Raw genomic sequence first — 13,019 nt, 5'->3', positions numbered from 1 at the left:
ACATCAGTGCGCCACCGCGGCCGCGGCGGCCTCGTCTATGAGGCGTCCCGTGCGGAAGCGCTCGAGCGTGAACGGCGCGTTGATCGGGTGCGGCTCGTCCTTGGCGATCGTATGCGCGAACACGTTGCCCGAGCCGGGCGTCGCCTTGAAGCCGCCGGTGCCCCAGCCGCAGTTGACGTAGAGGCCCTGGACCGGCGTCTTGGCCAGGATCGGCGAGCGGTCGGGCGTCACGTCGACGATGCCGCCCCAGGAGCGCAGCATCTTCATGCGGGTGAAGATCGGGAACATCTCGCAGATGGCGTCGAGCGTATGCTGCAATATGTGCAGGCCGCCGGTCTGCGAATAGGAGACATACTGGTCGGTGCCGGCGCCGATCACCAGCTCGCCCTTGTCCGACTGCGAGATATAGGCGTGCACGGTGTTCGACATCACCACGCAGGGCACGACCGGCTTGATCGGCTCCGACACCAGCGCCTGCAGCGGATAGCTTTCGAGCGGCATGCGCACGCCGGCCATGTTCATGATAACGGAGGAATGACCGGCCGCGACCACGCCGACCTTCTTGGCGCCGATGAAGCCGCGCGTCGTCTCCACCCCGCTGACCGCGCCATTGGCCGCGCGCTTGATGCCGGTGACCTCGCAGTTCTGGATGATGTGCACGCCGCGCGCCGAGGCGCCGCGCGCATAGCCCCAGGCGACCGCATCGTGGCGCGCCGTGCCGCCGCGCCGCTGCAGCGCGGCACCCATCACCGGATAGCGCGCGTCCTTGGAGATGTTGAGCGGCGGACAGAATTCCTTCGCCTGCTCCGGCGTCAGCCATTCATTGTCGATGCCGTTGAGGCGGTTGGCATGGATGTGGCGCTTGAACACCTGCACGTCGTGGACGTTGTGCGCCAGCATCATCACGCCACGCGCCGAATACATCACGTTGTAGTTGAGCTCCTGGCTCAGCCCATCCCACAACTTCAGCGCATGGTCGTAGATGCCGGCGCTTTCGTCATAGAGGTAGTTGGAGCGGATGATGGTGGTGTTGCGGCCGGTGTTGCCGCCGCCGAGCCAGCCCTTTTCCAGCACCGCGACGTTGGTGATGCCGTGCTCGCTCGCCAGATAATAGGCCGTCGCCAGGCCATGCCCGCCGGCGCCGACGATGATGACGTCGTATTCCTTCTTCGGCTCGGGCGACGTCCACTGCTCTTCCCAGCCCTTGTGACCGCGCATGGCCTCGCGGGCAATGGCGAATACCGAGTATTTCTTCACGTTTCAGGCCTCGCGCCAGTAGCTTTCGCGGATTTGCGGCCGGGCATCCCCGCCTCGGCGCGCGAGGTGTATCACTAGCGAAACCGCGCTGTCATCCTTGCGCTGTTTGCGACGGCACTTGCCGTTTTGCGTCCGTGCCGCGTAATGCCCGCGCTCCGATGGCAAGGCAGCTTTCGGGTGGCTGCATTCATACCGATTTGCGACCAAGCATCCAACCGCCGGCAAGCCAGGCACAAAGGAAGGATGCAAGGACATGTTCACCCTGACAAACAAGGTCGCCATCGTGACGGGCGCCAGCTCCGGTATCGGCCGCGCCACATCCAGGCTGTTCGCCGACCAGGGCGCGAGCCTCGTCGTCGCGGCGCGCCGCCAGGCCGAACTCGACGCGCTCGTCGGCGAGATCGAGGATGCCGGCGGCACAGCGGTTAAGCTTGCCGGCGATGTAAGGGACGAGGCCTACGCGAAGGCGCTCGTCGACCTCGCGGTCGAAAGGTTCGGCGGCCTCGACATCGCCTTCAACAATGCCGGCGCCGTCGGCGTGATGGGACCGGTGACCGACATGGCGCCGGCGATCTGGCAGGAGACGATCGACACCAACCTGACCAGCGCCTACCTCGCCGCGAAGCATCAGATTCCGGCTATGCTGGAGCGCGGCGGCGGTTCGCTGATCTTCACCTCGAGCTTCGTCGGCTACACCGCCGGCATGCCAGGCATGGCGGCCTACGCCGCCGCCAAGGCCGGACTGATCGGCCTGACGCAGGTGCTGGCCGCCGAATACGGTCCGAGGGGTCTGCGCGTCAACGCGCTGCTGCCCGGCGGCACCGACACGCCCGGTGCAACCACGACCACGCCCGAGGCGCGTGCTTTCGTCGAAGGCATTCACGCGCTCAAGCGCATGGCGCAACCAGAAGAGATTGCCCGCTCGGCGCTTTATCTCGCCTCGGATGCTTCGAGTTTCACCACCGGAACCGCGCTGTTTGCCGATGGCGGCGTGTCAATCAACCGGACGTGATCCGTTTGGCGGACGGCAGACATCCTCATCCGCTAAAATCTTGCGACTGCACCCTTGCATTCCGGTCTGTTTTGGCGATTTTCGTTCCCGTCGAAAAACGGACCGGAACGATGCTGCTGATCAGAACCTATGTCGCCCAGAGCGCCATCGAAGGCGTCGGCGTTTTCGCCGCCGAGCCGATCAGGAGAGGCGCCTCGATCTGGCGGCTCGATCCCGATTTCGACCGGTTGGTCCCGATGGAGAAATACGAGACCGCTCCCGCGCATCTCAAGGAACTGCTCGACCGTTACGCCTATCCGAGCCCGGACAAGCCGGGCTTCATGGTCTACGAGGTCGACAATGGCCGCTTCATGAACCATTCCGAGCGGCCGAACACGGATTTCTCGCAATATGGCGGCGCCACCGCCATTCGCGACATTGCCGCCGGCGAGGAAATCACCTGCGATTACGGCGAGTTTTTCGAGGATTTCGCCCGCCTGCATCTGGCGACCGCATAGTGCTCCGGCCGTCACGCCGGGACACGCGGGATTTTGATCGCGGTTTCCTGCAATCAGCGGTGGACAGTGCGGCATGATTCTGCTATCAGCCGCCCACAATTCGCGGTGCAACCCGCCGCGGAGGCATGGCGGCTATGGCTGTATGCCTATCGATATCAAACCCGAAGACAGGATTGCCCGTGCAGGTACTCGTCCGCGACAACAACGTTGATCAGGCGCTTCGCGCGCTGAAGAAGAAAATGCAGCGCGAAGGTATTTTCCGCGAAATGAAGATGCGCGGTCACTACGAGAAGCCGTCCGAGAAGCGTGCCCGCGAGAAGGCCGAGGCCGTGCGCCGCGCCCGCAAGCTGGCCCGCAAGCGCGCCCAGCGCGAAGGCCTGCTGCCGATGACCCCGCGCCCGGCTCCGGCTGGTGCTGCCGGCGCATCGCGCTCGCCGCGCTCATAACGCCTATTTTTCGTCCTTTTCGAAGGATACCGAGGGTGGCGCGATGCGGAATCGCCGCCACCTTTTTGTTTATGCATAGGAGCCGGTTCGGAGAGGGAACGGACTGACGGCGCTGCGGCAGTGAGGACAAAGATGAACGCAATTTCCGTGGAGCGCAAAACCGCTTTTCGCGGCTTCGCCCTGACGGCGGCCCTGCTTTCGGGTCTGACGCTTGCAGCATGCCAGACGACCCCGACGGGTGAGTTCAACTCGATCGACAAGGCGCAAGGGTCGAGCGAGAACATCTCCTCGCTTTCGGCGGTCATCCAGCGCAATCCGCAGGATCCCGAGGGCTATAACGTGCGTGGCTCGGCCTATGGCCGCGGCGGCCAGTACCAGGCTGCGCTCAAGGACTTCAACCAGGCGATCCAGCTCAACCCGAACTTCTACCAGGCCTATTCGAACCGCGCGCTGATCCAGCGCTTCCTCGGCAATCAGGAAGCCGCTTTAGCCGACTACAACCGCTCGATCCAGATCAACGCCAACTACGACGCCGCCTATATCGGCCGCGGCAATCTCTACCGCAAGGCAGGCCGCACCCAGGATGCCTTCAACGACTTCCAGAAGGCGATCCAGCTCGACACCACCGATGCCCGCGCCTACCACAATCGCGGCCTGATCTATCAGAGCCAGGGCCAGCACAAATTCGCCATCGAGGATTTCTCGACCGCCATCTCGCTGGCGCCCGACGCCGCCGAGCCGTACAACGGCCGCGGCCTCTCCTATCTGGCGACAGGCGACGAGGACAACGCCTTCTCCGACTTCAACATGGCCATCAAGCTCGACGGCAAGAACGCCGAGGCCTGGGCCAACCAGGCGCTGATCTACGAAAAGCGCGGCGACAAGGGAAGGGCAGCCAAGTCCTACCGCGAGGCCATCCACCTCGACCCGAACTATCAGCCGGCCAAGGACGGCCTGTCGCGCACCGGTGGCAACGCCAGCTGATCGGAAGCTGGCGCCGAAAATAAGTGTCTTGCACGACTTACGGGTCCGCCTGCGAGCGCAGTGTTGCGCCGCGGAGACGCCGATAGCGATCCGTTAACCGCCCAGTCCAACGCGTTAATCTTTGCCATGTTCGCGCCAAGTTTTCGGCGGAACGCTCCGTGCACCTCGATCGTTTAAGCCGGGGCCAAGATTTTCGCGAAAGGACCTTTCCAATGATCAAAACACTTGCCTGTGCCGCTGCCGCGCTTGCCGCCACGGTCCTCGCTTCTCCGGTCAGCGCCGGCACGCTCCGGCTCGGTACGCTCGATTGCACGATCGACGGCGGCGTCGGCTACGTCATCACGTCGAACAAGGGCGTCTCCTGCACCTTCCGCCCCTCCCATCATGGCCCGGCCGAGATTTATACCGGGATGATCTCCAAACTCGGCGTCGACGTCGGCAAGACGCATCAGGGCCAGCTCGTCTGGGCAGTGCTTGCCGCCACGCGTCATCACGACGCGGGCGACCTCGCCGGCAGCTATTACGGCGTCAACGCCGAGGCGAGCGTCGTGACCGGCGGCGGCGCCAACCTCCTGGTCGGCGGCCTCGACAGCGCCTTCATGCTGGAACCGCTCAGCGTCCAGGCCCAGACGGGCCTCAACCTGGCCGTCGCGGTGGCCTCGCTGGACCTCGTCCACTCCTATAAGTGAGCCCTCGGCTTTTCAAATTCATTGCGCCGCACTCGGCCCGGAACATCTGTTCCGGGCCGAGTGCTTTGGAAAGCCGGATCCCTTCGGCGCAAATGGTGGCTTGCCTCGAAATCCGCGAAAAAGCCTCTTGAGCTCAACTGCGCTTGAGGTTCTACAAGCCCTGCCGAACTGGATCTTGCCCCTCGTTCGCAACGCGGATGAGGTGCGCAAAACAAGCAGGAGATCGGCGTGACGGCAGCGAGCGGCAACAAGGTGGCCAGCAACAGGGTGGCCAGCAAGAGGGTGGATTGGCGGGCGCTGTGGGCGAGCGGCGATCTGGCGCGGTTCTGCTTCATCAATCTCGGCATCCTGCTTTACGCCACCAACGAGACGATGGTGGCGACGGTGATGCCGGCGATGGTCGGCGAACTCGACGGCGTGCAGCTCGTCGGCTGGTCGCTGGCGATCTACGAGCTTGGCGCCATCACCGCCGGCGCCGCGGCCGGACGGCTCGTCAGCTATGTCAGCCTGCGCAGCAACATGGCGGTCGCCGCCACCCTCTACGCGGCCGGCGCGCTGTTGAGCGCCGTCGCGCCCTCGATGACCCAGTTCCTCGCCGGGCGGCTGATCGAAGGCTTCGGCGGCGGCGCGCTGGTGTCGCTTGCCTTCGTCTCCGTCGAGCGGCTCTTTCCGCGCAGCATCTGGCCCCAGCTTTTCGGCGTGATGTCGGCGATCTGGGGCATCGCCGCCTTCAGCGGCCCGATGATCGGGGCGATCATGGTCGAGCTTCTGTCCTGGCGCTGGGCGGTCGGCATCTTCACGCTGGGCGGCATCGCGGTTGCGCTTGCCAGCCTCACCGTTCTCAACACCGCCGGCGCGTCGCGTCCGCAGGTTTCGGCCGATGCCGCGCCGCCCTTCCCCTATGGCGCGCTCGCCTGCCTTGCCGTCAGCGTGGTGCTGATCGCGACCGCCGGCGTCGACATAGCCCTGCTCCGCTCGTCGCTGCTGCTTTGTCTTGGCCTGATCGGCCTGGCGCTGTTCGTCAGGGTCGATGGGCTGAGACCCCGGTCGCGCCTGTTCCCGTCAGATCTGTTTTCATGGCGCGCGCCGCTCGGCACCGGCATGACCATGGTCGCCGCCTTTTCGGTGGCGACCTGTTCCTTTGGCATATACGGGCCGCTGCTTCTGACCACGCTGCACGACATACCTCTGCTCACCAGCGGCTACATCATCGCCGCCGAGTCGATCTCATGGTCGATACTGTCGATCCTCGTCGCCAATGCCCCGCCGGAACGCGAACGCTCGATCATCCTCGTCGGCGCGCTGATGATTGCATGCGGAATTGCCGGCTTCGCCTATACGATCCCTGCCGGCTCGATCCCGCTGATCCTGCTCTGCGCCCTTTTGCAGGGCGGCGGCTTCGGTATCGCCTGGCCGTTCCTGACCCGCATCATCGTGGCGTCGGCGGCGCCGGACGAGCAAACCATCGCCTCGGCCGCGGTGCCGACCATGCAGCGCATCGGCTATGCCGTCGGCGCCGCGCTTGCCGGCATCATCGCCAATGCCAGCGGCTTCTCCGAAGGGCTGAACCGGGAAGCGGCCGCTTCCGTCGCCAGTTGGCTGTACCTGGCCTTCGTGCCGCTCGGCGTGTTCGGCTGCCTGGCGGCGCTGAGGATCTTCTCCACAGCGAACCGGCCGCGACTTGCGGCGGGTTGACTGCGGCGACGGCAACGACCGAAACGCGGGCTTGCCGCTCAGACCACGACAGTTTGCTGCAGCCGCTCGGCAATCAGCGCGGCGAGCCGCGCCGCCATCTCGTCCTTGACCATTTCCGGCCATTCCTCGACACCGGTCCTGGAGACGATGCGCACCTTGTTGCGGTCGCCGCCCATCACGCCGGACGGCCCGATGCCGCTTTCATGCGAGACGTCATTGGCGACGATGAAGTCCGCGCCCTTTTTCTTGAGCTTGGCCTCGGCATTGGCGATCAGATCCTGCGTCTCGGCGGCGAAGCCGACGATGAGGCCCGGCCGCTGCGCGTGATGGCCGATGCCGGCCAGGATGTCCGGGTTCTCGACCATCTCCAGCGAAGGCGGCCCCTCGCCAGCCACCTTCTTGATCTTCTCGCCGGCGGCGTTGGCGGTGCGCCAGTCGGCGACCGCCGCGACGAACACGGCGGCATCCGCCGGCAGCAGGCGCTCGACCGCGTCCTTCATCTGGGCAGCTGTTTCGACATGGGTGGTCGCGACGCCGGCCGGATCGGCGATGGTGACCGGACCGGAAACCAGCCGCACATCGGCGCCGAGCTTCGCCAGCGCGGCCGCTATCGCGTGGCCCTGCTTGCCCGAGGAGCGATTGGCGATGTAGCGCACCGGGTCGATCGGCTCATGCGTCGGCCCGGAGGTGACGATGATCCTGCGGCCGGCAAGCGGCTTCGGCTTCTCGTCGAGCATGGCTTCGATCGCGGCGGCGATCTCCAGCGGTTCGGCCATGCGGCCCTCACCCGCTTCGTGGCTTTCCGCCATCTCGCCCTTGGCGGGACCGACAAAGGCGATGCCGTCCTTCAGCAAAGTCGCCCGGTTGCGGCGCGTGGCAGCATGCGCCCACATTTTCGGGTTCATCGCCGGCGCCATCAGCACCTTCTTGTCGGTGGCAAGAAGCACCGTCGAGGCAAGGTCGTTGGCATGGCCATTGGCGAGCTTCGCCATCAAATCGGCGGTGGCCGGCGCCACCACCAGCAAGTCGGCTTCGCGCGACAGCCTTATATGGCCGACATCGTGCTCGTCCTTGCGGTCGAACAGCTCGGTGAAGACATGATCGGCCGAAAGCGCGCCGACCGAAAGCGTGGTGACGAATTCCTGCGCGGCCGACGTCATCACCACCCGCACCGACGCGCCACGCTCGCGCAGCCGCCGGATGAGGTCGAGCGCCTTGTAGGCGGCGATGCCGCCGCCGATGATGAGCAGGATGCGCTTGCCGGAAAGAGTCATGCTCCCTCCCAAGGATTGACTATGTTAATGCCACAATCAACAAAGTCGGCCACATTCCTTGTCACCACAGCAAAACTCCGACAGAGAGCAACCGAGGCGATCTGCGCGTCAAATTCACGAATAGGATGCCCCAGAACCCGTCTCTTCGAAACAATCTCTGCGTACGCCTCAGCCTCACGATCTCCGAACGCAAGCACAGGGGTCTTGAGCTTCATCGTGAAAAACGCCCCGATCACGCTACCCAGAGCAGCCTTACGCTTCCCATCCGGCATATTTGCCAGGACTACGAGCAGTTCCGCTTTGGTCATCGCCGTGACGTAAGAGCGCCTCCCAAACGAACTTTCCATCCAAGCGGCTACTCCCGCATCTGGCTGCGGCTTGAAAGTTTCCGAAATAACGTTCGTATCCAGCACGAACATGGTCAATCGAATTTTGGCGGCTCGCGCGCGGGGCCACGCTCCGGCAGCTCAATATCGAAGCCGCCATGAGGCTCAACTAGCCGACGAATCGCTGCGTAAAGTGACTCGCCGTGCACATCATAACCCGACCCGTCCGACAAAACGCTCTTGGCGAGAACACTACGCGCTTCCTCCTCCATCGAGACTCCTCTTACTGCAGCTCGCTCACGAAGTTTTTGCTTCACGCTGTCATCGAGATTGCGGATCGTAAGTGTGCCCATATCTCTGCTCCTTACCCTGCAAGGTAGGACATAAAAGAGCTGCTTTCAATGACAGCAATGCTTGCATTGCTGTCATTGAAACGATCACAGCAATTTCCAGGCGATGTAGATCAGCGTCAGCGCGATCACCCATAGCGCCACGCGGCCGGAGCGGGTGTGGCGCGCTTCGGCCTTGCCGATGGCGCGGGCCGTCGCTTCGTCGAAGCGCAGGCCGTTCTCGGCCATCAGGTCGATCTCGCGCGACAGCCGGTCGGTACGGGCGGCAAGGTCCGGCGCCTGCCGTGCCAGCGTCAATAGCGCCTTGGCGCCGTCGCGCGCGTCGGTGAGCATGCCGCGCGGGCCGAGATTGCCCGCGATCCAGTCGCTGACCACAGGCTCGGAAGTCTTCCACATGTTGAAAGCCGGATCGAGCGTGCGGGCGACGCCTTCGACCACCACCATGGTCTTTTGCAAAAGCACCAATTCGGTCCGCGTCGCCATATCGAACAGCTCGGTGACTTCGAACAGCAGCGTCAGCAACTTCGCCATCGAAATGGTCTCGGCCGACTGGCCGTGGATCGGCTCACCGATGGCGCGGATCGCCTGCGCGAAGGCCGAGACATTGTGCTGACGCGGCACATAGCCCGCCTCGAAATGCACCTCCGCGACGCGCTGATAGTCGCGCACGATGAAGCCGTAGAGGATTTCGGCGAGGAAGCGCCGCTCCTTCTTGCCGAGCCGGCCTGCAATGCCGAGATCGACGGCGACGATGGTGCCATTGGCTTCGACGAACAGGTTGCCCGGATGCATATCGGCATGGAAGAAGCCGTCGCGCAACGTGTGCCTGAGGAACGACTGGACCAGATTGGCGGCGATCGCCTTGAGGTTATGACCGGCATTGGCAAGGCCGGCGATGTCGTTCATCTTGGTGCCGTCGATCCACTCCATGGTGAGCACGTCGCGGCCGGTGCGCTCCCAGTCAACCGCGGGCACGCGAAAGCCCGGATCGTCCTTGGTGTTCTCGCCGAGTTCCGAAAGCGCGGCCGCCTCGAGCCTCAGATCCATCTCGACCTTGGTGGTCTGCGCCAGCGTCTGGGTCACCTCGACCGGACGCAGCCGGCGCGACGAGGGGATGTATCTCTCCTGCAGATGGGCCGCGAGGAAATAGCTTTCGAGATCCTGGAAGAAGCGGCGGCGCACACCGGGCCGGATCACCTTCACCGCCACGCGCGACGTCGTTCCGTCACGAGCCACGTCGGCGCCATGCACCTGCGCGATCGAGGCGGCGGCAACGGGATCCCCGAAGCTGGCATAGAGATCGTCGATCCTGCGCCCGAGCGAGGCTTCGATCGCATGGACCGCTTCCGCTTTCGGGAAGGTGTGCATCTTGTCCTGCAAAAGCGCCAGGTCGAGCGCCATGTCGTTGCCGACGACATCGGGCCGCGTCGCCAGGAACTGGCCGAGCTTGACGTAGGAGGGTCCAAGCCGCACCACCGCTCGCGCCAGCCGGTCGCCGCGCTGATAACTCAGCGCCCGGCGGCGGGTAAAAAGCCGCGCCACGCGCCAGCCGAATTTCGGCATGCCGGACAGTTCTTCGCCAGGCAACGCCGCGACGACGCCCTCGCGGACCAGCACCCAGCCGGCCCTGGCGAGCCGAAAGGCGGCGGCGACGCTGCTCATAGCCCTGCCTGTGTCAAAGGGGCCTGCTGCAAGGGGCCGCGCCTCAAAGCTTCCAGCCGGAATGAAGGGCGGCGATGCCGCCCGAATAGTTGCGGAACGTGACGCGGTCGAAGCCGGCGCGGCTAATCATCGCCGCGAAATTCTGCTGGTTGGGGAATTTGCGGATGGATTCGACAAGGTAGGAATAGGGCTCGCCATCGCCGGTGACCGCCTTGCCGATCTTGGGGATCGCGTTGAACGACCAGGCCTCATAGGCCTTGTCGAGCAGCGGCATGTCGACCTCGGAGAACTCCAGGCAGAGCAACCGCCCGCCCCGCTTCAGCACGCGATAGGCTTCACCAAGGGCGGCTTCGATGCGCGGCACGTTGCGAATGCCGAACGCGATCGTATAGGCGTCGAAGGACTCATCGTTGAAAGGCAATTCCTCGGCATTGGCCTCGACAAAGTCGGTGTTTGCCGCAAGGCCCTGCTTCTTGGCGCGGTCGCGGCCGACGGCCAGCATCGAGCCATTGATGTCGAGCACCGTGGCATGGGCCTGTCGCTGACTGGCCTCGACGATGCGGAAGGCGATATCGCCGGTGCCCCCGGCGACGTCGAGCACCTTCCAGCCCACCTTTTTGGGAGGGTTCAGCCAGGCGACCATCGCGTCCTTCCACAACCGATGCAACCCAGCCGACATCAGATCGTTCATCAGATCGTATCGATTGGCCACCTTGTGGAAGACGTCGTTGACGAGGGGCTGCTTCTCGCCTTCCCCGACCCTCCTGAAACCATAGGAGGTTTCCATGCCGCCCGCGGCCGTGGTTCTCTCAACTGACATTATTTTGATCCGTCATAAAACCGGCGGGACCATAGCCGATCGATGGTGCCGACGCTATTGTCCAAGGCGCGGTTTTCGGCCGCGCCTTCAAAACCCGGCAGGGAAAGGTCACGCATGATTTTCCGGCCAGAATCTGCGCGAGAGCAGCATATCGGACGAGATGACCGCATGATCTTGAAGGCCGAACTGCATTGCCACATCGAAGGGGCGGCGCCGCCCGAGCTCGTCGTCAGCCAGGCCCGCAAATATGGCAAGGACCCTTCCCCCTATATCCAGGAAGGCTCCTTCATCTGGCACGATTTCACCTCGTTTCTGGCCGCCTACGATTTCGCTTCCGACCTGTTTCGCACCGAAGAGGATTATGCGCGCCTCGCCGACTATTACCTGACCAGCCTCGCCCGCGACGGCGCCATCTATTCCGAGGTTTTCACCTCGCCGGACCATGCCAAAAAGGCCGGGCTGTCGCCAAAAGCCTATACGGACGCGCTGGGCGAAGGCATGACCCGCGCCAAGGCCAAGACCGGCATCGAGGGCCGCATGATCGTCACCGGCGTGCGCCATGTCGGGGTCGAGGCGATCGAGCAGGCGGCGCGCTTCGCGGCGCGCTGCGGCCATCCGCTGGTGACCGGCTTCGGCGTCGCCGGCGACGAGCGCATCGGCGATGTCGAGGACTATGTGCGCGCCTTCGAGATCGCGCGCGAAGCGGGCCTCGGCATCACCATCCATGCGGGCGAACTGATGGGCTGGGAAAGTGTCAAGGCGGCCCTCGACCACATCCGCCCGTCACGCATCGGCCATGGCGTTCGCGCCATCGAAAACCCGGATCTCGTCCGCCGCATCGCCGCCGAGGGCGTGGTGCTGGAATGCTGCCCTGGCTCCAACATCGCGCTGAAGGTATTCGACAGCTTCGCCGACCATCCCTTTCCGGCGCTGCGCGCCGCCGGCTGCAAGGTGACGCTCAACTCCGACGACCCGCCCTATTTCTGGACCTCGCTGAAGCGCGAATACGATATCGCGGCCGAGCATTTCGCCATGAACGACAAGGCGCTCGCAGAGATCACCAGGACGGCCATCGAAGCGGCCTTCGTGGACAAGAAGACCAAGGTGATGCTGCTAGGCCGGTTGGACGTGAAGGTGCGGTGAGTGAGTAGGGAGTAGTCGGTAGTCAGTAGTTATGGATTTGGCCGAGCGCGCATAGATCGGTTGAAGGCCAGAGCTTTCCCCGAGGCGAGGACTCGCAAATCGGCTCACTATTCACTACTCACTACTGACTACTACCCCGAACCAGTCGGAGCACATCATGCAGGGCGTCACCGTCGTCGACCACCCCCTCGTCCAGCACAAGCTGACCATCATGCGCAAGAAGGAGACCTCGACGGCAGGTTTCCGGCGGCTGCTGCGCGAGATTTCACTTCTGCTCGGCTATGAGGTGACCCGCAATCTCGAACTGACCACGACCATGATCGAGACGCCGATCGAGGAGATGGAGGCGCCGACGCTGGAAGGCAAGAAGCTGGTCTTCGCCTCGGTGCTGCGCGCCGGCAACGGCCTGCTCGAGGGCCTGCTCGACCTGGTGCCGGCGGCACGCGTCGCGCATATCGGCCTCTACCGCGACCATGAGACACTGGAAGCGGTCGAGTATTTCTTCAAGGCGCCGAGCGATCTCGCCGACCGCCTGGTGATCGTCGTCGATCCGATGCTGGCGACCGCCAATTCCGCGATCGCCGCGATCGACAAGCTGAAGGGCCGCGGCGCCACCAACATCCGCTTCCTCTGCCTGCTTGCCGCCCCCGAAGGCATCGAGCGCTTCACCAAGGCGCATCCGGACGTGCCGATCTTCACCGCCTCGATAGACCGGCAGTTGAACGACAAGGGCTACATCATGCCCGGCCTCGGCGACGCCGGCGACCGCATGTACGGCACAAAATGAGCGCATCCGTTTACCACGCGTTTACACAACCGCGCGGTTCCGGCGCACGTTAAAGCGGAAAACACCATGTCGGCGCA

General features: G+C 64.1%; 14 protein-coding genes. 8 read left to right on the top strand and 6 right to left on the bottom strand.

The genetic code is table 11. From position 1 onward, the window contains the following. Window positions 1-3: 3 nt before the first annotated feature. Entirely contained in the window at window positions 4-1,257 is a 1,254-nt protein-coding gene (locus FJ430_RS09600; RefSeq protein WP_140706822.1) for a sarcosine oxidase subunit beta, read from the bottom strand. 253 nt (window positions 1,258-1,510) lie between these two features. Between FJ430_RS09600 and FJ430_RS09595 the strand changes: the two genes are divergently transcribed. The 6 genes from FJ430_RS09595 (at window position 1,511) to FJ430_RS09570 (ending at window position 6,580) form a co-directional block, all read left to right on the top strand. Next, window positions 1,511-2,269, top strand: coding sequence for an SDR family oxidoreductase (locus FJ430_RS09595; RefSeq protein WP_140706820.1), 759 nt, complete (start codon window positions 1,511-1,513; stop codon window positions 2,267-2,269). A gap of 110 nt (window positions 2,270-2,379) precedes the next feature. Then, complete coding sequence (locus FJ430_RS09590; protein ID WP_140642404.1) at window positions 2,380-2,766, top strand: SET domain-containing protein; 387 nt, start codon at window positions 2,380-2,382, stop codon at window positions 2,764-2,766. 179 nt (window positions 2,767-2,945) lie between these two features. Then, entirely contained in the window at window positions 2,946-3,212 is a 267-nt protein-coding gene (rpsU, locus tag FJ430_RS09585; protein WP_027165252.1) for a 30S ribosomal protein S21, read from the top strand. A 132-nt stretch (window positions 3,213-3,344) separates the two neighbouring features. After that, on the top strand, window positions 3,345-4,196 hold the full coding sequence (locus FJ430_RS09580) for a tetratricopeptide repeat protein (RefSeq protein WP_140651413.1): 852 nt from the start codon (window positions 3,345-3,347) through the stop codon (window positions 4,194-4,196). A gap of 212 nt (window positions 4,197-4,408) precedes the next feature. Next, window positions 4,409-4,885: a DUF992 domain-containing protein gene (locus tag FJ430_RS09575; protein ID WP_140706818.1), complete on the top strand. Its 477-nt coding sequence runs from the start codon at window positions 4,409-4,411 to the stop codon at window positions 4,883-4,885. Window positions 4,886-5,113: 228 nt separating this feature from the next. Further along, entirely contained in the window at window positions 5,114-6,580 is a 1,467-nt protein-coding gene (locus FJ430_RS09570) for an MFS transporter (protein ID WP_226892125.1), read from the top strand. Window positions 6,581-6,618: 38 nt separating this feature from the next. On the opposite strand, the gene coaBC is transcribed toward FJ430_RS09570, so the two are convergent. The 5 genes from coaBC to ubiE all read right to left on the bottom strand — a co-directional run bounded on the left by coaBC (window position 6,619) and on the right by ubiE (window position 11,012). Continuing rightward, window positions 6,619-7,854, bottom strand: a complete 1,236-nt coding sequence (gene coaBC, locus FJ430_RS09565; RefSeq protein ID WP_140706816.1) for a bifunctional phosphopantothenoylcysteine decarboxylase/phosphopantothenate--cysteine ligase CoaBC — start codon at window positions 7,852-7,854, stop codon at window positions 6,619-6,621. Further along, window positions 7,851-8,273 carry a type II toxin-antitoxin system VapC family toxin gene (locus tag FJ430_RS09560; RefSeq protein WP_140642418.1) on the bottom strand — a complete coding sequence of 141 codons (423 nt, stop codon included), beginning with the start codon at window positions 8,271-8,273 and terminating at the stop codon, window positions 7,851-7,853. The genes coaBC and FJ430_RS09560 overlap by 4 nt, the downstream gene beginning before the upstream one ends. A gap of 2 nt (window positions 8,274-8,275) precedes the next feature. Continuing rightward, the gene (locus tag FJ430_RS09555; protein ID WP_140642420.1) at window positions 8,276-8,533 is read right to left on the bottom strand and encodes a FitA-like ribbon-helix-helix domain-containing protein; all 258 of its coding nucleotides are present in this window, start codon (window positions 8,531-8,533) and stop codon (window positions 8,276-8,278) included. Between the two features lie 84 nt (window positions 8,534-8,617). After that, a complete protein-coding gene (gene ubiB, locus FJ430_RS09550) occupies window positions 8,618-10,192 on the bottom strand; it encodes a 2-polyprenylphenol 6-hydroxylase (RefSeq protein ID WP_140642422.1) in 1,575 nt (524 codons plus the stop codon). 43 nt (window positions 10,193-10,235) lie between these two features. Beyond that, window positions 10,236-11,012 (bottom strand): bifunctional demethylmenaquinone methyltransferase/2-methoxy-6-polyprenyl-1,4-benzoquinol methylase UbiE, encoded by a 777-nt coding sequence (gene ubiE, locus FJ430_RS09545; protein ID WP_140706814.1) that lies wholly within the window; start codon window positions 11,010-11,012, stop codon window positions 10,236-10,238. A 168-nt stretch (window positions 11,013-11,180) separates the two neighbouring features. Here ubiE and FJ430_RS09540 point away from each other — a divergent pair, with 168 nt between their 5' ends. Continuing rightward, entirely contained in the window at window positions 11,181-12,155 is a 975-nt protein-coding gene (locus FJ430_RS09540; protein WP_140706812.1) for an adenosine deaminase, read from the top strand. A 157-nt stretch (window positions 12,156-12,312) separates the two neighbouring features. After that, window positions 12,313-12,942, top strand: a complete 630-nt coding sequence (gene upp, locus FJ430_RS09535) for a uracil phosphoribosyltransferase (protein ID WP_027165262.1) — start codon at window positions 12,313-12,315, stop codon at window positions 12,940-12,942. Window positions 12,943-13,019 lie beyond the last annotated feature (77 nt).

It is taken from the genome of Mesorhizobium sp. B2-8-5, from assembly GCF_006440675.2.
Taxonomy (GTDB): domain Bacteria; phylum Pseudomonadota; class Alphaproteobacteria; order Rhizobiales; family Rhizobiaceae; genus Mesorhizobium.
The sequence above is the reverse complement of the archived record's forward strand: the minus strand, read 5'-3'. Positions and strand labels throughout refer to the sequence as shown.